General features: G+C 39.3%; 21 protein-coding genes. 12 read left to right on the top strand and 9 right to left on the bottom strand.

Annotated features, from left to right (window positions below):
- Positions 1 to 47: 47 nt before the first annotated feature.
- The 8 genes from I8748_RS04990 (at position 48) to I8748_RS04955 (ending at position 7,396) form a co-directional block, all read left to right on the top strand.
- Positions 48 to 1,478: an FAD-binding protein gene (locus I8748_RS04990; protein WP_198123554.1), complete on the top strand. Its 1,431-nt coding sequence runs from the start codon at positions 48 to 50 to the stop codon at positions 1,476 to 1,478.
- Between the two features lie 84 nt (positions 1,479 to 1,562).
- Positions 1,563 to 2,777, top strand: a complete 1,215-nt coding sequence (locus I8748_RS04985) for an ABC exporter membrane fusion protein (RefSeq protein WP_198123553.1) — start codon at positions 1,563 to 1,565, stop codon at positions 2,775 to 2,777.
- A gap of 88 nt (positions 2,778 to 2,865) precedes the next feature.
- Positions 2,866 to 4,023: an ABC transporter permease DevC gene (devC, locus tag I8748_RS04980; RefSeq protein WP_198123552.1), complete on the top strand. Its 1,158-nt coding sequence runs from the start codon at positions 2,866 to 2,868 to the stop codon at positions 4,021 to 4,023.
- 85 nt (positions 4,024 to 4,108) lie between these two features.
- Positions 4,109 to 4,834, top strand: a complete 726-nt coding sequence (locus I8748_RS04975) for a DevA family ABC transporter ATP-binding protein (protein ID WP_198123551.1) — start codon at positions 4,109 to 4,111, stop codon at positions 4,832 to 4,834.
- A gap of 189 nt (positions 4,835 to 5,023) precedes the next feature.
- The gene (locus I8748_RS04970; RefSeq protein ID WP_198123550.1) at positions 5,024 to 5,290 is read left to right on the top strand and encodes a ribbon-helix-helix domain-containing protein; all 267 of its coding nucleotides are present in this window, start codon (positions 5,024 to 5,026) and stop codon (positions 5,288 to 5,290) included.
- Complete coding sequence (locus tag I8748_RS04965; RefSeq protein ID WP_198123549.1) at positions 5,287 to 5,592, top strand: type II toxin-antitoxin system RelE/ParE family toxin; 306 nt, start codon at positions 5,287 to 5,289, stop codon at positions 5,590 to 5,592. Before I8748_RS04970 ends, I8748_RS04965 begins: the two co-directional genes overlap by 4 nt.
- A 66-nt stretch (positions 5,593 to 5,658) precedes the next feature.
- Positions 5,659 to 6,819 (top strand): DNA polymerase III subunit beta, encoded by a 1,161-nt coding sequence (dnaN, locus tag I8748_RS04960; protein ID WP_198123548.1) that lies wholly within the window; start codon positions 5,659 to 5,661, stop codon positions 6,817 to 6,819.
- A gap of 208 nt (positions 6,820 to 7,027) precedes the next feature.
- Positions 7,028 to 7,396: a hypothetical protein gene (locus I8748_RS04955; protein ID WP_198123547.1), complete on the top strand. Its 369-nt coding sequence runs from the start codon at positions 7,028 to 7,030 to the stop codon at positions 7,394 to 7,396.
- 212 nt (positions 7,397 to 7,608) lie between these two features.
- On the opposite strand, the gene I8748_RS04950 is transcribed toward I8748_RS04955, so the two are convergent.
- Entirely contained in the window at positions 7,609 to 8,706 is a 1,098-nt protein-coding gene (locus I8748_RS04950; protein WP_198123546.1) for a carbon-nitrogen hydrolase family protein, read from the bottom strand.
- Between the two features lie 183 nt (positions 8,707 to 8,889).
- On the opposite strand from I8748_RS04950, the gene I8748_RS04945 reads away from it, so the two are divergent.
- On the top strand, positions 8,890 to 9,546 hold the full coding sequence (locus tag I8748_RS04945) for a peroxiredoxin-like family protein (RefSeq protein ID WP_198123545.1): 657 nt from the start codon (positions 8,890 to 8,892) through the stop codon (positions 9,544 to 9,546).
- Positions 9,547 to 9,685: 139 nt separating this feature from the next.
- On the opposite strand, the gene I8748_RS04940 is transcribed toward I8748_RS04945, so the two are convergent.
- From I8748_RS04940 to I8748_RS04910, 7 genes are all read right to left on the bottom strand, one after another.
- On the bottom strand, positions 9,686 to 10,615 hold the full coding sequence (locus I8748_RS04940) for an Npun_R2821/Npun_R2822 family protein (RefSeq protein ID WP_198123544.1): 930 nt from the start codon (positions 10,613 to 10,615) through the stop codon (positions 9,686 to 9,688).
- Between the two features lie 10 nt (positions 10,616 to 10,625).
- Positions 10,626 to 11,627: an Npun_R2821/Npun_R2822 family protein gene (locus I8748_RS04935; protein ID WP_198123543.1), complete on the bottom strand. Its 1,002-nt coding sequence runs from the start codon at positions 11,625 to 11,627 to the stop codon at positions 10,626 to 10,628.
- Between the two features lie 5 nt (positions 11,628 to 11,632).
- Positions 11,633 to 12,592: a glycosyltransferase family 10 domain-containing protein gene (locus I8748_RS04930; protein ID WP_198123542.1), complete on the bottom strand. Its 960-nt coding sequence runs from the start codon at positions 12,590 to 12,592 to the stop codon at positions 11,633 to 11,635.
- A gap of 51 nt (positions 12,593 to 12,643) precedes the next feature.
- Entirely contained in the window at positions 12,644 to 13,855 is a 1,212-nt protein-coding gene (locus I8748_RS04925) for a glycosyltransferase family 4 protein (RefSeq protein ID WP_198123541.1), read from the bottom strand.
- A complete protein-coding gene (locus I8748_RS04920; RefSeq protein ID WP_198123540.1) occupies positions 13,842 to 16,106 on the bottom strand; it encodes an ATP-binding cassette domain-containing protein in 2,265 nt (754 codons plus the stop codon). The genes I8748_RS04925 and I8748_RS04920 overlap by 14 nt, the downstream gene beginning before the upstream one ends.
- A 161-nt stretch (positions 16,107 to 16,267) precedes the next feature.
- Complete coding sequence (locus tag I8748_RS04915; RefSeq protein ID WP_198123539.1) at positions 16,268 to 17,437, bottom strand: glycosyltransferase family 4 protein; 1,170 nt, start codon at positions 17,435 to 17,437, stop codon at positions 16,268 to 16,270.
- A gap of 25 nt (positions 17,438 to 17,462) precedes the next feature.
- A complete protein-coding gene (locus tag I8748_RS04910; protein ID WP_198123538.1) occupies positions 17,463 to 18,305 on the bottom strand; it encodes a putative nucleotide-diphospho-sugar transferase in 843 nt (280 codons plus the stop codon).
- Positions 18,306 to 18,592: 287 nt separating this feature from the next.
- Between I8748_RS04910 and gloB the strand changes: the two genes are divergently transcribed.
- From gloB to I8748_RS04895, 3 genes are all read left to right on the top strand, one after another.
- The gene (gene gloB, locus I8748_RS04905) at positions 18,593 to 19,366 is read left to right on the top strand and encodes a hydroxyacylglutathione hydrolase (protein ID WP_198123537.1); all 774 of its coding nucleotides are present in this window, start codon (positions 18,593 to 18,595) and stop codon (positions 19,364 to 19,366) included.
- A gap of 283 nt (positions 19,367 to 19,649) precedes the next feature.
- Complete coding sequence (gene rplI / locus I8748_RS04900) at positions 19,650 to 20,108, top strand: 50S ribosomal protein L9 (RefSeq protein ID WP_198123536.1); 459 nt, start codon at positions 19,650 to 19,652, stop codon at positions 20,106 to 20,108.
- 139 nt (positions 20,109 to 20,247) lie between these two features.
- A complete protein-coding gene (locus I8748_RS04895; RefSeq protein ID WP_198123535.1) occupies positions 20,248 to 22,890 on the top strand; it encodes a replicative DNA helicase in 2,643 nt (880 codons plus the stop codon).
- An 88-nt stretch (positions 22,891 to 22,978) separates the two neighbouring features.
- Here the strand turns inward: I8748_RS04895 and I8748_RS04890 are convergent, their stop codons facing one another.
- On the bottom strand, positions 22,979 to 23,500 hold the full coding sequence (locus I8748_RS04890; protein WP_198123534.1) for an FKBP-type peptidyl-prolyl cis-trans isomerase: 522 nt from the start codon (positions 23,498 to 23,500) through the stop codon (positions 22,979 to 22,981).
- Between the last annotated feature and the right edge of the window lie 45 nt (positions 23,501 to 23,545).

Here is a 23,545-nt window from a genome sequence, read left to right as displayed (position 1 = left end):
TTTCATCATAAATTATCAGCAAATATACGCTAAGCAAGGTTATTAAGATGAACAGCATTATTACAGATCTAAAATATATTATTGAGGGTGAAGTTAGTGATGCCAAAACAGACTTAGAAGCAGTCTCTCAAGACTTTGGCGGCATTATTCAAAAATTTCCCCAAGTTGTTGTTCGTCCTCATAATTCTACTGATGTTGCTAAAGCCATTAAGTATGCTGCTAACCATGATTTAACTATTTCATCAAGGGCTTCGGGACATTCGTTAAGTGGTCAATCTTTAAACCAAGGTGGAATCCTCTTAGATATGAGGAACATGAATCAAATTCATGAGTTCCACCCGGATGAACTTTGGTTCAAAGCTGATGCTGGTGTGACTTGGAAGCAAGTAGTAAATACTTCAATACCGCATGGCGTAATTCCTCCTGTCCTCACAAATAACTTTGAAGTCACTTTAGGAGGAACTCTTTCAGCAGGTGGTTTAGGTTTGAGTTCTTTTCGTTACGGATCTCAAGCTGATAATTGTTTGGGTTTGGAAGTTGTAACTGGAACAGGCGATATTGTCTGGTGTACGCCAGAAAATAACAGTGAACTTTTCTATCATGTTCTTTGTGGTTATGGTCAGTTTGGTATCATGACCAAAGTACAAAATAGGCTAAGAAAATATCGCCCGTTCACTCGCAGTTATTTTCTTTGCTATGACGATTTAGATAGCCTGTTGAATGATCAGCGTCTTCTGATTTCAGAAAATCGTATCGATGGTTTAGTATCGTTATTTTCTCCCTGTTTACTAGGAGTTTCTAGAGCCAGTCAAAAAGGGATAAAACCCCTAATCCAGTGGTTTTACAGAATGCAAATTACTCTAGAAGTGGATTCTGTAAATGATATCAAACAGGAAAAAATACTCTCTGACTTAAATTTCTATCGTCACATACATACCGAAGACCTGACTTTTGAGAAGTTCATCCAACCAATCGCAGAAGTACCACATCCTGTAGATACTGCTAATTCTTGGATAGATGTTCTGTTACCAGCGTCAGCAGCTAAAAACTACATTGATATTGCACTCCAACGCATACCCTCTTTCCTCGATTTTCGGACTATACCTGTGGGTTCATTTTGTCTAAATTCTCATAATACTAAAATGCCTATGTTTCCTTTACCTGATGAAGAGTTAATTATTGGGTTGGGAATGTATCCTACTATCCCGAAATCCCAGGTTAAGCCTGTGATAGAGCAGTTAAATTTACTGACTGATATTGGTTTCCAAATGGGTGGTAAAAGATATATGGCTACTTGGGTGGATTTTGATATTACAAGATGGCAGCTTCAATTTGGTGATTACTGGCCTCAAGTTAATGAGATTAAGAAAAAGTATGACCCTAATGGGATACTTAATCCTGGTTTTTTTAAGTATGAAGAGGTTGTACGGGAAGAAGTGAATGGGAGTTTATTTCATAGTATTATTTCTGTTGCATAAATATTTTTTTATCACGCAGAGAAGAGTGTGAAAGATGAATTTTACAAGATATAGATGACAGTATGAAGTATAAGGAATTGTAGAATGTTGCAAGATTCTGAGGAAGTTAATAAAGTTTCTCTATTTCCACACTATTTTCGTTGGTTAGTCGTTGTGGGTATTGTGTGTATGGTGGGGATAGGAGCAGGAGTATTATATTTAGCTCGTTTATCAGCTACAACTAAAGTTTCAGCAGTGGTTCCAGAAGTTAACCAGCCAGTTGCTTCAAAGGTTAATGCTTTGGGAAGATTGGAACCAGCAGGTGAAGTGATTAAGGTTTCTGCTCCTACTAATCCTAGTATTGGTAGTGGTAGTCGTGTGGCTAAATTGTTGGTTGATGAAGGCGATGTGGTACGATCGCAACAAATCATCGCTATTTTAGATAATCGCGATCGCCTGCAAGCGAATTTGACAGAAGCACAAAAGCAAGTTAAAGTTGCCCAATCTCGTTTAGATCAGGTTAAAGCAGGGGCAAAACCAGGCGAATTAGCAGCTTTACAAGCCAATGTGAAGAATCTACAAGCAGAGTTAGATGGGGAAATTCAAACCCAGAAAGCTACCATCGCTCGCTTAGAAGCAGAGTTGCAGAATGCAGACATCGAATTTCGCCGTAATCAAAGTTTATATCAACAGGGAGCGATCGCAGCTTCAGCCTTAGATAGTCGCAGACTGGCTCTCCAAACAGCCCAAGAGCAGTTAAATAGCGCTAAAGCAGACTTAGAGCGAACTCAACGCACACTTACGGCCAAAATTCAAGAAGCCAAAGCCACTTGGGACAAAACAGCCGAAGTGCGTCCCACAGATATAGCCACAGCACAAGCAGAGGTAGACAGTGCTATTGCTACAGTTGGCAAAATTCAAGCTGAACTCGATTTGGCATATATCCGCGCACCCAAAGCAGGTACTATTTTGAGGATTCAAGCTCATCCTGGGGAAACAATAGGTAATGAAGGAATTGTAGAACTTGGTCAAACTGACCAGATGTATGTCATTGCAGAAATTTACGAAAGTGATATTGCTAAGATTCGTCCTGGTCAAACTGCCAAAATTACCAGTCCCAGCAATGCTTTTGTTGGGAAATTAAACGGAACAGTTGAGCAAATTGGCTTAAAAGTGGCGAAGAAAGATGTCTTGGACACAGACCCAACAGCAGCAACAGATGCAAGAGTAATCGAAGCCAAAATTCGTTTAGACAAAACTGCCAGTCAGCAAGTAGCTAACTTAACAAACCTTCAGGTTAATGTTGAAATTGATTTATGAAGAAGTTAGTTGTTAGTTGTTAGTTGTCAGTTGTCAGTTGTCAGTTGTTATTCTCCTCATCTCCCTCATCTCCCCACTCTCCACTCTTATGTTTCAACGCAAGATTCCCTTAGCTTGGTTGCAATTACTGAAGCAAAGAGGACGTTTTATTGTTGCTCTTTGTGGAATTACCTTTGCTGTTTTTTTAATGTTGATGCAATTAGGTTTTCAGTCAGCTTTATATGATAGTAATACCCGCTTTCATAAACTCCTGCAAACAGATTTGGTAGTGATTAGCCGCCAAGCACAAAATTTAGGGCTTTTGAGTTCTTTTCCTCGGCGTCGTTTATTCCAAGCTTCTAATTTAAATGAGGTTGAGTCAGTTAATCCTTTATATATCCGTTTAGGAGTTTGGAAAAGTCTAGAAACCAAGCTGGATGAATCAATTCTAGTTATCGGGTTCAACCCAGAAAAACCTGCGTTCAATTTGCCAGCAGTTAATCACAATTTGGATATCATTAAATATCCAGATAATTTTTTGTTTGACCGCAACGCTAATGGCAAATATCAACAAGCGATCGCTCAAATAACTCAAGGCAAACCTATAACTACAGAACTTCAAGGACGTAAAGTTACAATTGCAGGTTTGTATGAGGTTGGTGCATCGTTTGTAGCTAATGCTAGCGTGATTACCAGTGACCAAAATTTCCTCCGAATTTTTTCGACACAGCAACCAGGTAAAGTCAACCTTGGTCTAATTCAGCTAAAGCCTGGTAGTGATGCCAATGCAGTAGTTAAAGCGTTACAATCTTACCTTCCCGATGATGTGAAACTTCTCACTCGTCAAGAGTTTATTGATTTTGAAAAAAAATATTGGCAAGAGAGTGGGGCAATTGGTTTTATCTTCTCTTTGGGTGTGACTATCGGATTTTTAGTTGGTGTAATTATTGTTTACCAAATTATTTACAGTGATGTGATAGATCATATGGCTGAATATGCCACGCTCAAGGCAATGGGTTTTCGCAATATCTACTTATTATCTGTTGTATTTCAAGAAGCATTGATATTAGCTGTACTTGGTTACATACCTGGATGTTTAATTTCTTTTGGTATGTATAACTTGACTAGAAATGCAACCAAATTACCGTTATTTTTGAATTCTGAGCGGGTAATTCAAGTTCTGATATTAACGATTGTCATGTGTGTAATTTCTGGAGCGATCGCTATGAGAAAATTAAATGCAGCAGACCCAGCAGATATTTTTTAGGGCATGGGGCATGGGGCATTGGGCATGGGTAAAACTTAATTTTTTTAAGTAATGTTGATTAGTTAGTTATATAAAAATACGAATTATGCAACTATTGAATGGCTATAAAATAAATGAATTTATAAATAAAAAACCTGTAATTTCTATATATGAATTAAATCACTTTTTTGGGAAAGGAAACTTAACTAAACAAGTTTTATTTAATATCAATTTAGATATATACCCAGGTGAAATAGTAATTTTAACTGGGCCATCTGGGTCAGGAAAAACTACCTTGTTATCGCTGATTGGGGGATTGCGTTCTTGCCAACATGGTAGCTTAAAGGTGATTGATCAAGAACTCTGTGGTGCTAAGCAAAACCAACTAATTCAAACACGGCGGCAGATTGGTTATATTTTTCAATCATATAATCTCTTGGATAGCTTAACAGCACGGCAAAATGTGGAGATGTCTTTAGAACTGCACAATCATCTATCTTGGAAAGCAAGACAAGCTAGAGCAGTGCGAATGCTAGAAGCAGTAGGATTAGGAAATCGCCTTAATTATTATCCAGAAAATTTGTCTGGAGGTCAAAAGCAAAGAGTAGCGATCGCCCGCGCCTTGGTGGCGAATCCTAAAATTATTCTTGCTGATGAACCAACAGCATCACTTGACAAACAATCAGGGCGGGATGTGGTAGAACTAATGCAAAGCCTCGCTACTGAACAAGGCTGTACCATCTTACTCGTTACACATGACAACCGGATTCTAGATATTGCCCATCGTATTATTCATATGGAAGATGGTTATTTACAAGGGCATAGGGCATAGGGCATGGCTTATTTTATTACTATTCTCGAATTTTCAGTCCCCAATCGCCAGTAGGGTGCGTTGTCGCCAAGCGCAACGCACCACCAACAATTAAAGGTGCGCGATTCCTATGACATAACACACCCTACTTGGCAAAGTGTTTATAAAATATTAGAAAGTAAAGTTATTTTATATAGAATTATTGAACTCATGAGTATTAATCTCAAACCCGAACACGAGCAATTTATCCAAGCACAAATTGCTAGTGGAAGATTTACAAATGCATTAGAAGTAATTGATGCAGCATTGCAATTGCTGGAGAAATTAAATGATGAGTATATGCAATGGCAAGAAGAAACTCGCCAAAAAGTAGATGTCGCCATTGCAGAACTTGACCGAGGCGAAGGATTAGATGGTGAAACAGTTGTCATGCAAATACTTGAAAGATTCCAAAAGGCGCGTGAGGCGTCAAAATGAGTCAGTATATTATTTCACCGTCTGCAAGCCGAGATTTAAACGAAATTGCAGATTATTTTTTGGCGATTAACTTGGAAACAGGAGAAAAACTATTTAGAGAATTTAACAAAAAATGCCAAAACTTAGCAAACTTCCCCAATATGGGACGTAGTTATGCTCATATTAGACCGGATTTACGTGGTACTCCACTTGATGGCTATGTCATCTTATATCGAGTGTTGTATGATGGGGTAGAAATTTTGCGCGTGGTGAGTGCGCGTCGAGATTTAGAATCATTGTTTTCTGGTTCAGATGATTCTTGAAGAGGTATTAATACGAATTATTAGCTAGACAATGTTACCATAGTCGTTCACCAGCTGAATCAGACCATGAAACTAGTTTGCGCCCAAAGCGACCTCAGTACCAATCTCTCACTTGTTAGCCGTGCTGTGCCGTCACGACCAACTCATCCGGTACTTGCCAACATCCTACTGCAAGCGGATGCTCAAACTAACCAGGTAAGCTTAACAGCCTTTGATCTCAGCTTGGGTATCCGTACCAGCTTTAACGCTGATGTATGGCAAGGAGGAGCGATCGCACTTCCTGCTAAACTACTTGTAGATATTACCTCTCGTCTTCCTGAAGGAGAAATTACCCTAGATGATGAATCAGCTCTACAAGCTGAAACCTCTGGAGGAGAAGGTTTAATTGTTACACTCACACCGAAGAGTGGACATTACCAAATACGAGCAATGGGAGCGGAAGAGTTTCCCGAATTACCCTTAATTGAAAATACCGAACCCCTACATCTGACTACCACTGCATTAATTGAAGGATTACGGGGTTCATTGTTTGCTACCAGTGGAGATGAAACGAAGCAAGTACTGACTGGAGTACATCTGACTGTTAAAGAAGACACCTTGGAATTTGCAGCTACCGATGGACATCGTTTAGCAGTAGTAGAAACCACCAATGAACGTCCTTTGACTGGTAGCAGTCAACTAGAAGTCACAGTACCCAGCAAAGCTCTACGCGAACTAGAGCGCATGTTGGCTCATAATGATGCTGATGAAGCAATAGCCTTATATTTAGATCAAGGTCAAGTTGTGTTTGCCTGGGCTAATCAACGCTTGACCAGCCGCACCCTAGAAGGACAGTATCCTGCTTATCGGCAACTCATTCCTCGACAATTTGAGCGACAAGTAACAATTGAACGACGACAATTTTTAAGTACTTTAGAGCGAATTGCTGTTTTAGCAGATCAGAAAAATAATGTTGTTAAACTCAGCATTGATAGCAATAGCCAAGAACTGACCTTATCTTGTGAAGCTCAAGAAATGGGTAGCGGTAGAGAATCAGTCCCAGCGCAAATATCTGGAGAAGATATAGAAATTGCTTTTAATGTCAAGTATTTAATGGAAGGTTTAAAAGCCTTGCCTTCTTCAGACATTCAAATGCATCTGAATCAAAACCTAACGCCTGTAATTTTTACACCACTAGGCGGTTTGAAGATGACGTATTTAGCTATGCCAGTACAAATTAGAAATTAGTAATGAAAAGGGTGTAGGGTAACCCCATGTAGCGGCAATTCATGAATTGACGCTACAACGCTTTTTTTTGCGTGATATTATTGATATATGAAGTTGAGCGAAATATTTATTTTATACTAATCAAATTTATAAAATTTTCAAATCACTCTGGAATAATTCATAAAAGCGATCGCTCATCTCAAGCTGTAACGATTTGAGAGAAAACTGTATGTTGAATGATTCATTGATAGTGAAATCAGGGTTACCACTATTCATCCTGACAATAGCCTCGTTAATCCATTCTCACGCCTGGGCAGGAATGGCAGAGACGATTTCGCAAAATCAGCCGCAGCAATGGAGACAACGGCAGGATGCATTGCAACAACAATCTCAACAACTATGGCAACAATTCAGACAGCAGCAAGATCGATTCAGACTACAACAACAACACCAGCAGGAACTATTTAGACTACAAAATCAACTCAGATTTCCACCACAGCAGCAGGGAGAACTATTTAGACTACAAGATCAACTTAGACTCCGACAACAACAGCAGCAGGAGCAATTGAGACAACAACAACAGCAACAGTATAGGTAAGGTACTTCCAGAAAATAAATTATTCCGGTTGAAGTTGCTGACTGATGACTGAATGACTGATGAACGCCAGTCGCCTCAAGTCGGGAAACCATGCGCGGCAGTCGCTCATGGGGGACTCGGAACCCCCAAGACTGCGCTGCCTCACCACGGCGCTGGCTCCTGATGACTGTGAACAATGGAATATTTTTTTTACTTGGAAGTCCCTAATTGAATTAAGGGGCCATTTGGTCAACCACGGCTTCCACGTCTTTAAGACTGACTTCATATCGATCTGCATAACGTTCTAATTCCCCTCGCTGAGTTTTTTCAATCACCTCAGCGATTTTTTGGTAAGGCTTTGGATGAAAGCTGAGGGAAACAATATCAGGACGAGAATAGTGACCTGATGCATCAATGATAGCTTTCCAGACTTTAATCATTTGAGCAGGACATACGGCATAAACAATAGTGTCTCCGGAAGTTGGTTTTACCAAGGGAATACCGAGAGGGGCTGATACTGAACTGCCACCATGAGCATAATCAATATTCAGCGTCTGTTTCATGGGAAAATCTTCAGAAATATCATCCTCAGTGATGTAACCACAGGCAGAAAGCACAAACGACCCAGATTCTAAAGCATGAGCGCGAGTAGATGCATTTCCCCAGAAAAACTCACCAGTTAAATCAGCTTCTTCCAACTTTGGGCCGCAGTGCAAAGCAAAAGCACCAGGGAAAACAGCAATATGAAAGTCTTCTCCTTGCTGAATCAAATGAGCGCGTAGAAGCGTCATCAAGTTTTCGCCACAAATTAAACCACCAATACGACCAATATCGGTCTGGAATGAGATTAAATCAGAACCATCTCCCCAACCCCAAACCGCCCGCTCCACAAAGGTAGGCATCACTTTACGGTGTCTACCTAAAACTTTACCATCCCGGTTAATGTAAAGTAACGTGTTATAGATCGTATACACGCCAGGACGAGAGTCCATTTCGTTACAACCAATAACTACAATCGCATTCGCTTTTGCAGCCGCTTCGCATAAACGCTCAGTGTCTTCACTCGGTATGAGCATTGAGTTATCGAAAAAGCGAGTGCGGAGTTCCATCCAGCTATCTACAGGTGATTCCCATCCTTCACCCCAGTAAGGGTAGCCAGCAACAAAAGCTTCACCAAAAACAATCAGTTCTGCATTATTCTTAGCCGCCAAAGCAATGTTTTCACAAGCTTTGTTAATAGTTCTGTCCTTGTCTAAAAAAACTGGCGCAGTTTGGACAATTGCAACTTTTACAGATTCACGTCCGTTCAGAATCTTTTGGGTAGGTTTCACAGAAGCTCACTTGCTAGCTAAATAATATTATTTTACTACCTCATAAATCTCCATCAGTCTAGGTGAGTTCGATTGAAACAACGGCACCGTAACTAATTGAGTTTTTTGAGTTTTTGCGATCGCCTGAAAATTGCACTTATGGTAGTATCAAATTTAGCTTAAAGTTATTCATCAGATATACGCATGAGTCTGCAACAAGAGATAGAAGTTTTATTAAATCAGGCAGCTTCATTTCTCCCACCCGAAATACTAACAATCATTCAGCAATCAATTGAAGAAGTAGCAAATTTAGGAATTGCTGAAAAAGCCCTCAAACCAAAGGATCGCGCACCCGATTTTACTCTCTCCAATGCTGTTGGACAACCTGTAGAATTGCAAAAACTACGAGCCAAAGGTTCAGTTGTCATTACCTTCTATCGTGGTTTATGGTGTCCTTTTTGTAATATAGAGTTGTTAGCACTACAAAAGGCTTTACCAGAAATTCAACAACTAAACGCATCGCTGGTTGCCATTTCACCTCAAACACCAGACAACACCCTTTCTACTGTCAAAGAACACAGCCTTGGTTTTGAGGTATTGAGTGATGTGGACAATAAAGTTGCTAAGCAATTTGGACTTGTGTACACTTTGCCAGAGTCAATACAGGAAGTGATGGAAGGATTCGGTATAGATTTAGAAACTTACAATGGCAATGACTCTAATGAATTACCTGTGACTGCCACTTATATTATTGACTCTGAAGGAATAATTGTTTATAGATACCTTAACCCAGATTATACTAAGCGTCTTGAGCCAAAAGATCTCATCGCTGCATTGTCCAATTTAAAAACAAAAGCATAATTTACCTTAATCAAAAAGCATCGGTAGTTTTGTAGGGTGCGTTATCGCGCCAGCGTAACGCACCATTACTAATTTTCGGTGCGTTAGGACTAAAGTCCACAACACACCCTACCATCTAACTAATTAACCGAACTCACATTTAATTAATTTTGATTTGCCGCAATTGATTTTTCATATTATCTAACGCTTGCTGCCACTGACTTTTTTTTGCTGGTGCAGGTATAGCTGCCGGAGGTAGCGCTGGATTAAGATGACGATAATGTTCCCAAATTTCCCAGTAAGGACAACCTGGTTGAATGCGAATACCTGCCCAATGAAGATATTGCAGAGGTTGATTAACGGTAGTATCAAATAATATATAATCTTGTTGCTGAAAATGTGGACTTCCTGCCCAATTTCCTGGTGCTTTACCTTCCCTACGAACAATGTTAAAGCGACGCGGAATCCGCTTGAGCAACATATAATTAATAATCGGTTGATCGGAAGTTTTTTCCGAAAAATCAAAGTATTCTGGATGGGCAGCACACTCAGCAAAAGTTTCATACAAATCTTTTTCTGAGATCAGATTTTTCTTTGACCCCCAAAAACCACCGTTGAAAATATCTTTAACTTCAGTTTCAGTAAAGACTTTATCTTCTAATACCTTGGGACTGAAAACATTTTTAATGCCACCTAAATGTTGATAATCACAACAAATAAAGTCAGTTTCAGCAAGGTAGTTAAGATTGTCGATAATCTTTTCAAAGACAACAATATCGGTATCAATATATAAAAACTCATCAAATGGGCCAAACCAACAAGCCTGTTTACGAAATTGATTAGGACGGGCAAAAAATTGACCACCGAAGGTTTCGTGCAATTTCAGCGCTAGACGGTCAATAAAATCTAGGTCTGCGTATGTTTGTACACCATAATATTTGTTGAGTGTATCTGCTATATTCTGATACTTGTCATCATAAGGAATGAGGATAATTGGTGTATCATGATCATGCAAACGGATACTGTTGAGTAGTGCGATCGCATGATCCATTACCTTGTCATTGGCAATAATATAAATTCCACGGGTCATTGTCTTCACCTCAACCTGTTAATCCTAATTTTTTTAAAATTCTTGTGCCTAAACTCGGAGGAGCATTGTAAGCTTTGGCTTTAGTTGTGAACTTGGGACGTTGTTCTGGTTCATGCAGATAGCGATAATGCAAGAAAATATCTCGATAAGGAAAATCAATATTTTCTCCATCACATACTTGGTTAAAGAGTTTGGAAGATAAACCTATATAGTGTAGATAAGTCAGTCTGTTTCCCTTATCGTAGAGAATATAATCTTTATTTTCAAAGTGTGGAGAAGTTACACAACAACCAGTTGCTTGATTGGTAGGTAAATTGAGGGCAAAGTTGTAGAAAGAGACATTCGCCTTCATCCTCATATAATTAAGCACAGACTGATTGGGAGCAGACATATATAAAACGTCTGAATCTCCATTGTTGAGTTGAGATAATAACCAATCTCTTTGGTCTGGCGGAAATATTCCTCGCTTAGAAGCATAGAACCCTGAACAAAAAATTTCTGAGTCAATACGCTCTTGGCTAAATACTTCTAAGAGTTTTGGTGATGATAAATTGTATATATGACCAGGGTCTTTATATTGAAAGTCATAGACCACAAAATCATATTCATCTAACTTATCAAAAACAAAGTCTAGTGGCTGTAATACTAAAGTATCAGCATCCAGGTAGATAAACTTTTCAAATTGACTTTTACTATCAAAAGCACAGTAACGGCGATTTTCTCCAACTCGGTAAAACTTCTTAATTCCTTGTTCTTGCCAAGCTTGAATCGCAGAGGGATGTGATTGCCATACCTTGTAAGAAAATTCTTCCCAACGAGCAAAAATATCAGGATTATCTAGTAACGTGACATTTTTTCTCGATGCTATTTCAGCGCGAACTTTATCTACCTGATCATTATAAGCAATGACACATACTGGCACATTCCCAGCATTCACTTCTATACTATTTAGTAATGCGACAAGTTGGTTATAAACATAATCATTAGCTAGTGTATAAATTCCATTTGTCATAGCTTTTATCCATTTTTCTCAACAAAATATGATAGCCAATTAAGCAAGTTTAATTTGTGCAAAATTATCTGACGAGCTTCAGCGATCGCATCTTTAGCAGCATACCAAGCATCAGGAGTAGCAGTCACTTCTTGTATGTAGGCAATTCCCTTTTCATCTAAGCTTGGTAATCTCAAAAAACTACCAGGCGGCAATAGTTTATCAGCAGCAGGCCCACCATAATATATTGGTAAACACCATGCTAACAAAGCATCCCAAAGTTTCTCACTAACATACCAATTATTATCAGCATAATTTTCTATTGACAGATTGTAATAATATGGTGCCATGCCATACCATTTATTACTTAGTTCTCCTAATTTTTTTGCCCATACAGGTAAGTCACGTCCATACAAATCAAATTTAATTTCGCTAGATTGTAAGGACTGCAAAAAGTTTAAACGTTGGCGATGATTTACTGTGCGGCTAATTCCAGAAGTAATCCAACTACATGGAGAAACTTTTGCAGGAGGTGGCATTTCATTTAACTCTCGAAATGAGTTGCTATGGTACCAAATCGCAGGCATATAGTCAGGAATGGGAGCAAAGTCTTCAGGGCCAGAAACGTAACCACAATATTTCTGAGCTTCCTGATAGATTTTATAATGGTTATCTTTAACTTCATCTAGGGGCGGTTCTCTTAACAGATAAATTATTCTTTCTTTACTGACACCGCGTAGAAAAGATTCGACGTTTATTTCTGGTTTTTGTTGTTTTTTGCGAAAGCTATCTAACCAGGATTTCGGCTGGGGTTGTTTGGGAAAGTCATACTGATACATCAACAAAAAATCTGGTTTGGGTGCAAGTGCTTGAATCTGTATGTTTCCCCAAATACCAAATGCATGGGGGGTTTGTTGCCACAGCCAATCGCCTCTTTTTTCTAGACCTCGATAGCTGCTAATCATGCCAATAGTTTTTATATTCATTTTAGTTAATAGCTAGTTGTTAGTTGTCAGTGGTTAGTGGTGATTTAGCTTTTATGCGATAATTGGTGGACGTAGAGATTCATCTACGTAACTGAGAATTTTGGCTGCTCGATTTTCCCAAGAAAATTGCTTGACAAATTCTATTATTTCTGAATATCCGTCTATTTTTCTGGGATAATTTTCTAAAATTCGTTTTAAAGATTCGGCAAATTTAGTTGGGTTATCTGGTTCACACCAAGCTGCGATCGCCTGGGTATTTTTAAACTCTGTCAATGAAGGAATTTCTGTGGCAACAATGGGAGTTCCAGAGGCGAAATAGTCAAATAGTTTCAAGGGAGAGGTGAAAGTTGCCGCTTGTCCAGAACAATGGGGATGAGCTAAAATATCAGCAGCTTGTAGCAAAGATGCTAACTCATCATGCAAGATATAACCCAAAAATAAAATGTTGCTAACTTGTTTTTCCTTTGCTAATTGCTGATAATGTTCTACCTCTTTTTGCTTTCCACCTGCACAGGCGAATTGCACATTTGGCATTTCTTTAGCAACATCAATCAGTATATCAATACCTTTAAATTGTTGTAATGCTCCCGCATACACTATCAAATGGGAGTGTCCATGATTCAGCAGTTTATCACGCCATGCTGCTGCTTTTTCTGGCTGTCTAACCATAAATAAGCGATTAAAACCATTGTGTAGCTTAATCACTTTTTCTGGTGGCATACCATTTTTAATCATACTTTCGCGAATCGTATCTACAACTGTAACGGCAAGTTGTAAAAGCGGACTTTTGACAATTTCTGGTTCAAATTTTTTCTCTTCATGGTGGTGATGTTCGTAAATTGCTGGAATGCCATTTTTAATTGCAGCTTTGACTAAATTCCAATTGCGGCTATGAACAAGTTTAGTAGTAGGAAATATATAAAAGGGAAAATAATATTTTGCAGCGATGGTATTAGAGTTAGTAAATTTGTTCTGGAAATGGTCAATAGGCCAAGGCATAGGTAAGGGAGCAACTTTTAATTTGTTATGCAGGTTATAGTATTTCACAAGGTTTTCTGGTGCTTCCCTTGGTTGAAAAGGACGAGCTAAATTCACTGGATTCATCGCTCCTAATCCTTTATGGGGATATACTAAAACGGTCGAATAACCTAAGTTAGCTGCTCCATTTGCTGCGTTGGTTGACTGCACTAAATGAGCTTCTGGCTTAGGTAACTCTGATTGCACAAAGAAAATATAGTCTTTTTTCAAATTAGCATTTTTCATTACTTTCCAATTGAATAGTGTTTTCAAAACCCTCTAACTTATCGAGCAAATTTATTGCAGAATCATAGGCTTTTGTTAATAATTCGCTGTCTTCTGGCGGTGAGTCTGTAACATTGTCTGTTAAGGAGCGGAGAATACCCAGAATCATATTGAGGCAATTCCGGAATTCTTCAGAGATATGTGTAAAAGTTTTGTATTGAGTCGTAACATTATTATTTTTGTCTGCAAATGAGAGTAATTTACCCTTGATTTGCAGACTAAAAATATCATCAAAAACATCAATAATGGTGAGAATTCTTAAGGCTGATGTATGGGATTGTTCAATTAATTCCTGCCTTTCTTGGGCATTATCAACCATATCATCGAGTAATAAGAGTAGGAAACCAAGCATAGAATTAAGCTGTGTCCGAATTTCGTGAGAAATGCGGACTAAGCTTTGATGTTGTTTAACAGTAGCTTCTGCTTGGTCGCTAAATTGCATTGAGTAGAGGCGTGAGTAGTAACCACCTTTTCTTAAAAGTTCTTCATGGGTTCCTACCTCTACTACACGTCCTTGATCTAACACAGCAATTTGATCGGCTTTTTGTACTGTAGAAAGACGGTGAGCAATTACCAAGGTTGTACGATCGCGGCTAAGATCATCGAGTGCAGCTTGTACTAAGCGTTCGGAAACGGTATCTAAAGCACTGGTGGCTTCATCGAGAATCAAAATGTCAGGATTCTGTAACAATGCCCGCGCGATCGCTAATCTTTGTCTTTGTCCACCAGACAACATCACGCCGCGATCGCCAATGGGGGTGTCAAATTTTTGGGGTAATTTGCTGATAAACTCATAGGCATTGGCCCGCTTTGCTGCTGTGGTAATTTCTTCTTCGGTGGCTTCTGGTCGTCCATAGGCGATGTTATTCCCCACTGAGTCATTGAAGAGAAAAGTATCTTGACTGACGATTCCCATCCTCCTACGCAAAGATGCAATATCGAACTCGCGTAAATCCTTACCGTCGATGGTAATCCGACCAGACAAAGGATCATAAAATCTCGGTAAAAGGTCTGCGAGGGTTGATTTTCCTGCACCAGAACCACCCACCAAAGCTAAAGTAGTACCACGCGGTAAAAATAAATCTACATCCTTAAGTACTAGCTTTTCATGACCAGGGTAAGCGAAGGAAAGAAAATCAAAATGCACTCCTTCCTCTAATTTTGTGTAGGGAAGCTCACCCTTAACCATGAATGGCTTATCATTGCGATTTAAAAAATCAGTCACCATTTCCACACTAGTGGAAGTACTGGCGAAGCTACTACGAATAGTATTTAACTGAGAAAGCAATGGTAGCAGTCGCAGTAGTATTAATAGATATGTTAAAATTACAGTGGAAAGCGAAGCTATTTGAGATGCAAAAAAAGTTTTACTCAAAAATACAATCAGCATTAAAGCTGTAATTCCCATCACCTCACTCAAAGGTGCGATCGCTTCAGCATTCATCTGAGATTGAAAGTCTGCTTTCTCGCGTGCGCGAATTAACTTTTGAACCTTTTTATATTCTTTTTCTTCATTTCCCGTTGCCTTCACTAATCTAATACCGTTGAGGAGTTCCAGCATAGCGATTGAATATGCTTTAGACATCTCACTCAGCTGCTTCCCAAATTTTTTAGACCTGGCAATGGCATACTGATTTACCACTGTCACCAAAGATAGCAAAACCGTAGCAGCTATGGTCAACTGCCAAGAAATTGACAGCAATAAACCGACGAAAACTAAAATTGTAATCCCGATAATAATTAACTTTACTGTATTGCCAATAGCAGTAGCCGCTCGACCAATTTCTCCTCCAAGACGGTTGATTAAATCACCAACTTTCATCTTGGAATAATAATCTATATCTATTTCTAGTAATAACTGTAATCCGGCTTCTCGCATATCTGATGTTAGCTTTCGAGTTAAAGAACTTGATGCTAACGTACTAGAGTAAGTAGCTAAATTTTTTAAGCAAATTGTGAATATAATAGCCCCAGCCATTACCACTATCCGGTAATTTTCTGGAATATTCTCAAAGGGAGCCATAATTCCTTTTAGAACACCTGGGGCTTTAGTTAAATCTACCTCTTGTCCCACAATTTTTAAAATTACTGGCACAATTAGTGCTGTGCTGACACCATTAAATAAACCTCCAGAAAATCCTAACACTATCGTGAGCAGAATTAACCATGGATAAGGTTTGGCAAATCTTAATAGTAGTTTTCTGGTAGACATTGGGTATTTAGTTCAGAATTCCTTGATTATTAACACATTTGTCAGTGGTCATTGGTCAGTGTTCAGTTGTAGAGGTGTCAACTGTTTTTAGATTTATTCAGTTAGATGGTTGATATTCACATAGTAACTAATATCCTCTAATTCAAGATTTTTTCTATTTATTATGACAATCGAGCTATTACTGAACTGAGAGTAGAAGCCATTGCCTCTATGCTATATTTTTCTATGCATCTTTTCCTGGCGCTGATACCTTTCTCATTTGCCAAATCTAAATCCTGAAATATTAATTTAATTTGCTCAGCAATTTGTTCAGGACAACTCGGTTCAGCTAAATAACCAGTGTCGCCCAAAATTTCGGGAATATCTCCTACACGCGTCGCTAATACAGGTTTAGCCATTGCCATCCCATCTGTCAACTTTAGAGGAAATTGGGCACGAGTTTCAGGGGTATCTCGCTGTGGAACAACAACAATATGAGCAGCAGCAACTACATCAGGCATCACATCAGCTGGATAATTGGGTAGTTTAATAATCCAGCGTCCCCAGCGTTGTTTAAGTTGCTCATCATAATTATCATAAGGACTGCCACCGACAATCACCAGTTTTAAGTCTGGCTGATTAATTTTATCTAGTGCAATCAGGACATCTTCTAAACCTTTATAAGGTCTTGGCGCACCGGGAAACATCAAAACTCGATATTCTGACAAACCATAACGACTTCTGCTTTCGTCAGGATTATATCGAACAGGATCAAATAAACCAGTATCCTTGCCATTAGGTACGGATATACCTCCAAAACGCTGCTGTAAAAAGCTAGTATGCACTGTCACTGCATTAGCTTGATTCACCAAACGTTCCATCAGTTTTAAATAGAAAGGATGATGAGGTAACCTTAACGCACCATCTTTTTTAAGTAAATCCTTAGCTAACTGTTTGAGTGTAGGATGATAATGCCATTTATCACCACCATGCCAACTAAGTTCCCAGTCATCTATGTCTAGAATTACAGGCTTTCTACTGTATAATTTATTCAGTAATGCTACGCCAAAACTCGCCGGCTGAGGTTTAATTGCATAAATAATATCTCCATCAATAAGTTTTAAAATTTTACTAATAGATTTAATAAAATTAGGATAATTAGAGCCTTCTACAGTATATAATTTAGTTTCGGCAGGAATCGCTCCATATAGTTTCTCTCCAAACAAAAAGCCGAGGATTTCCACTTCATACCCTAACTTATTCAAGGCTTTTTGTAATAAAGACGCACGCATGAAACCATCATTGGTAGATAAATTCCAGACGAGTAGCGAGACCTTGACTTTCTCTTTCATTGTCAGCAGTTTTCCTACCTATAAATCATTTCTTACGCCAGGGATTGGTTACTTGATTTGGTAAAAATACTTGAGCAAATTTGTCAAATATTCTTGTGTACAATGAACGAGTAATATTTTTGGCGTACTGGGGTCTGTAAGGGTAAGTACAATGTAGTACTTTAATTTCTCCAGTAATATTGTATGTATCCTTCCACTTACTGAGATAATTATAAGTGGGTGGTAGTATTTTCATCTTGGGTTTTACGGAAGCGATCGCAGAAGCAAAAGCTCCTTGATCTTTCAAAAGTAATTTATCTTGATTATTTTTCACAATCTCAAAATAACGTTTAAAGTCATCAAAAAATACCTTGGTTGTTTCTGTTTTCCGAAAAGCCATAAAACCGCCGTTGTACTGCACACTATCTTCCCGTAGCGGTAAACCTACAGATTGCAGAATCGGCAGCACATTCGGCAACATATCTTGTTGCTTTCCCCTGAGTAAATTTGTGGCTTTTGTAATACTAGGTTGCACATCTTCCGTTAACAAAAAATCATATTCCTCCAAATATTCAAAGACATCATTAATATCAGACAATAAGCAAATATCTGAATCTAAATATATGGTTTTATCAAACTCCGAAGCTTCATATAAAGCTAATTTTGCTTTTCGTGACGCTAAAACAGTATTTTTATCTGCTGGCGCTGGTTTTAAAATTACATTTTTAAACACTTTCAAAAAAGGATAAAGAATCTTCGGAACTCGGTCGATTAAAATAATTATTGGTTCCTGATGAAATTTCCTAATTGCTGCTAAAAAATGAATGCAATCTTGAAAGGAATACAATCCTGTTAAAATTGTAATAAATCCTCTAGTTTTTACTGTCATAAATATATTTTTTAGCTATTTTTATAATTAAAAATAACACAACAAATTTAACTTCGTATTCCTTGACTTCCCAGAGGAATTTTACTGATAAATTAAAATACTTTGTGAAAGTTTTTAATATGATTTAGGTAGTAGTACGGTTGTATATTATCATGTTTAATGAGAATTGACAGCTATCATGGACGAAATATCAAGATCTCACATAACTTTTATCAGTAGCTTGGTTAGTTACTGTAGTAAAGTATGCACTTAAATACCAAACCTCACATGCAAGGGAGGCAGAGAAAATGCGGGTAATCCGTCTTGAGGCTCTCTCAGACAACTACATATTCTTGCTGTACAACCAAGAACAAAATATTGCCGCTGTTGTTGATCCAGCCGAAGCCAAACCAGTATTAAAAAAACTTGCAGAACTCAAAGCAGAGTTAGTCGCAATTTTTAATACACACCATCACAACGACCACGTAGGCGGCAATCAGCAGTTAATCCAACACTTTCCGAAAGTAGTAGTTTATGGTGGAGTCGAGGATCGAGGTAGAATACCTGGACAGCAGGTATTTTTGCAGCAAGGCGATCGCGTGGAGTTTGCTGACCAAATCGCGGAGGTTATTTTCGTACCCGGACATACCCGCGCTCACATAGCTTACTACTTTCCTCCCACTACAGCCGACGAACCAGGCAACTTATTCTGTGGCGATACCTTGTTTGCTGGTGGTTGCGGTCGCTTGTTTGAAGGTACACCCAGCCAAATGATAGATTCTCTTAGTAAACTGCGCTCTCTCCCAGATCATACTTATGTTTGGTGCGCCCACGAATACACCTTAAAGAATTTACAGTTTGCCCTGACTGTAGATAGTGACAACACCGACTTACAAAAGCGCTACGATGAAGTCAAAGTCCACCGCAGCCGAAAAGAAGCCACCGTTCCCTCGCTATTGGGAGTCGAAAAGCGTACCAATCCCTTCTTACGTTGGGAACAACCATCATTACAATTATCTGCCAACAGCAGCGATCCAATACAAACATTTGCCCGTATACGGGGAATGAAAGACAAATTTTAGTCAGTTGTCAGTTGTCAGTTGTCAGTGGTCAGTGGTCAGTTGTCAGTTGTTAAGAGTGCTGAGTGAAGAGTTAGGAATTAGGAGTTTGAAATTCTTCCCCTGCTCCTCTGCTCCCCTGCTCTAAAAATTTTCTGGCGGCTAACAGTTGCGATCGCCCCCTACCTTTCGCTAGGATCTGTAAGCTTTAGGGTACAAGCAAAGCTACTTGGGATACAGCTAGACATATGTAAGCTATCCTACTGAAACCTAAGTTAATGAGATTTTACAGGAAAAACGAAAAACAATGGCGAAACGCGTGCAGTTAGTTTTAAATCAGGATGTCAGCAAGCTAGGCAAATTAGGCGACCTAGTAGAAGTAGCTCCTGGCTATGCTCGTAATTATTTGATTCCTCAGAAATTGGCAACTCATGCCACTCCCGGTATTCTCAAACAAGTAGAACGCCGCCGTGAGCAAGAGCGTCAAAGACAGTTAGAACTCAAACAACAAGCTTTAGAACAAAAAGCAGCTTTAGAAAAAATTGGCAGCTTGAAAATTGCCAAGCAAGTTGGTGAAAACGAAGCCATCTTTGGTACCGTCACCAATCAAGAAGTGGCAGATGCAATTCAAGCAGCCACCAATCAAGAAATTGATCGTCGTGGTATTACCATCCCCGATATCGGCAAACTCGGTACTTATAAAGCCGACATTAAGCTGCATTCTGAAGTAACGGCCCAAATCGATATTGAAGTCGTCGCTAGCTAATTGAGGGAGCAGGGGAGCAGGGGTGCAGGGGTGATGAGGGAGAAATAATTCCCAATCCCCATTGCCCCTTATCCCCAGAGGGGGCCCCGAGTTACCCAATTCCCAATCCCCAATCTTCAATCCCCAATCTAAATCGCTTATGGCTGAAGAACTAAGTTTTCAAGGTGATGCTAGCAAGATGCTACCACCCCAAAATATCGAGGCGGAAGAAGCGATTTTGGGAGGAATTTTACTAGATCCAGAAGCGATCGGTCGAGTTAGCGATCGCCTGGTTCCAGAAGCTTTTTACATTAGCGCTCACAAAGAAATTTATCAAGCTGCGCTACGCCTGCATACTCAAGGTAAACCCACAGATTTACTCTCAGTTACAAGCTGGCTGGCTGACAACGATATCCTAGCCCGAATTGGCGGCAGAAATAAATTAGCAACATTAGTAGACCGCACAGTTTCAGCTGTGAACATCGACGCCTTAGCAGGGTTGGTAATGGATAAATACCTGCGGCGAAGGTTAATCAAAGCTGGTAATGAAATTGTGCATCTCGGTTACGAGACAGAATCTGAATTACCCAAAGTTTTAGATCAGGCAGAACAGAAAGTCTTTAGTGTTACACAAGAGCGTCCCCAATCAGGTTTAGTTCATATTTCTGATACCCTGATTAATAATTTCCAAGATATTGAGGATCGAAATCAAGGCATTGCCTTACCTGGCATTCCCTGCGGATTTTATGACTTAGATGCCATGACTAGCGGTTTCCAGCGTTCTGATTTGATTATTGTCGCTGGCAGGCCATCAATGGGAAAAACGGCCTTTTGCTTAAACCTGGCTCATAATATCGCCGCTTCTTATAAGTTACCAGTTGCTATTTTCAGTTTGGAAATGTCTAAAGAGCAACTGACGCAACGGTTATTAGCTAGCGAGGCACAAATTGAAAGTGGTTATCTGCGGAGTGGTCGTCTCAGTCAAACACAATGGGAACCTTTAAGCCGTGCTATTGGTATCCTCTCAGAAATGCCAATTTATATTGACGATACGCCAAATATTACAGTTACACAAATGCGTAGTCAGGCAAGGCGACTACAAGCAGAGCAAGGAACCGAACTAGGATTGATTGTCATAGATTACTTACAATTAATGGAAGGAGCAGGGGATAATCGCGTACAAGAATTGTCAAAAATTACGCGTCAACTTAAAGGTTTAGCTCGTGAATTATCTGTGCCAGTAATTGCTTTATCTCAGTTAAGCCGTGGTGTAGAAGCCAGAACCAACAAGCGCCCCATGTTGTCAGATTTGAGAGAATCAGGTTGTTTAGCAGGTGATAGCCTAGTAACATCAGCAGATACTGGCTCTCAAGTTCCGATTCAGAAATTAGTAGGTAAATCTGGTTTTGCAGTTTGGGCGCTGAACGAAGTTACAATGCAGTTAGAAAAAGCAATTGTCACCAATGCTTTTTCCACCGGCATAAAATCTGTGTTCTCTTTAAAAACTCGTTTAGGGCGTAAGATTCGTGCAACTAGTAATCACAAGTTTTTAACAATTCACGGCTGGCAACGACTTGATGAATTAGAAATTGGCTCCCGCATTGCCTTACCAAGATATATACCTATTCCCTATATGCAGACAATGAGCAATGCCGAAATTGCTTTGCTGGGACACTTAATAGGAGATGGCTGTACTTTACCTCGGCATGTTATTCAGTACACTACCAAAGAGGAAGATTTAGCTAATCAAGTAGCATCATTAGCAACCGAAGCTTTTGGTAATTTGATTATTCCTCGTATCAATCGGGAGCGTGACTGGTATCAAGTTTATCTGACAGCGGGATATCATTTAACACAAAATATCAGAAATCCCATAGCTGAATGGCTAGATTCTCTTGATATTTTTGGTTTGAGATCCTATGAAAAATTTATTCCCAATCAAATTTTTGAGCAACCCCAAGAATCTATAGCTCTTTTCTTACGACATCTCTGGAGTACTGACGGTTGCATTAAATCTACCAAAGGTAAATGCTTTTATCCTGCTGTCTATTACACTTCCAGTAGTGAAAAATTAGCTAGAGATGTCCAGTCACTTTTAATGAGGCTTAATATTAATGCCAAGCTATCAGTAGTTTCCCAAGGAAGTAAAGGACGGGATCAATATCAAGTTTGGGTAACTGGTAAATATGATTTAGAGAAGTTTATTGAGACTATTGGTGCAGTAGGTATTTATAAAAAGCAAGCTATTAGAGAAATTGATAAATATATTCAAGTACGTTCTGCTAACACTAACAGAGATGTAATACCTCATGATATATGGAAATTATATGCTGTTCCATCAATGCAGCAATACGAAATAACTATACGTCAAATGCAGTCTCTACTTGGTGTTGCTCACTGCGGTACAACACTTTATAAACAGAATGTAAGTCGAGAAAGAGCTTTAAGATTGGCTACTGTTGTAAAATCCGATAAAATCAATGTCCTAGCCAAGAGTGATATTTATTGGGATGAAATCGTTTCTATCGAGTTTGATGGTGAAGAGGAAGTTTACGATTTAACAGTTTCTAATTTGCACAATTTTATTGCAAATAACATCATCGTTCATAATTCAATTGAACAGGACGCCGATTTAGTAATTATGTTATATCGCGATGAATATTATAATCCCGACAGCCCCGATCGCGGCATTGCAGAAGCGATAGTAGCTAAACACCGCAACGGCCCTACAGGTGTCGTTAAACTTTTGTTCGACCCGCAGTTTACAAAATTTAAGAATCTAGCTAGACCAGGTAATTATTAAAATTGGGAATTGGGAATTGGGCATTGGGCATTGGGCATGGAAATAATTCTTCCCCATTCCCCATTCCCCATTCCCCATTCCCCATTTTCTACTTCGTCCCTAGTAATTCCACATCAAAAATCAGGGTAGCGTTGGGTGGAATGACACCACCAGCACCACGGGCACCATAACCTAACTCTGGTGGAATGATTAACTCACGACGGCCGCCTACCTTCATAGTGCCGACTCCTTCGTCCCAACCTTTGATTACTTGTCCGACACCGATTTTAAACTGGAAAGGTTGACCGCGATCGCGGGAACTATCAAACTTTTTACCATCTACCAAAGTGCCGGTGTAGTGAACAGTTACCGTTTGTCCTGTTTTAGGAGTCTCCCCTGTTCCCTCTTGTAAGTCTTTGTATTGGAGTCCAGAGGAGGTAGTTACCACATTGGCATCAGACATAGGCTTGCTCGCAATTAAGGTATTGTTTTCAGTAACAGTAGTGGATGCTGCTGGTGTAGTTTCAGTCAAATCAGCAGCAATGGCATCCTGTTTACTGCCAACTTGTGCCAATACTAAAACTAAAACACACACCAGCATGAAACCCACGCTGAGTAAAATCGTTTTCAAAATCAGTCCTCCCTACTGAGGTAATCTGACAATAAGAATACCAAC

It is taken from the genome of Amazonocrinis nigriterrae CENA67 (assembly GCF_016056305.1).
Classification (GTDB): Bacteria; Cyanobacteriota; Cyanobacteriia; order Cyanobacteriales; family Nostocaceae; genus Amazonocrinis; species Amazonocrinis nigriterrae.
This window is presented reverse-complemented; position numbering and strand designations above follow the sequence as displayed.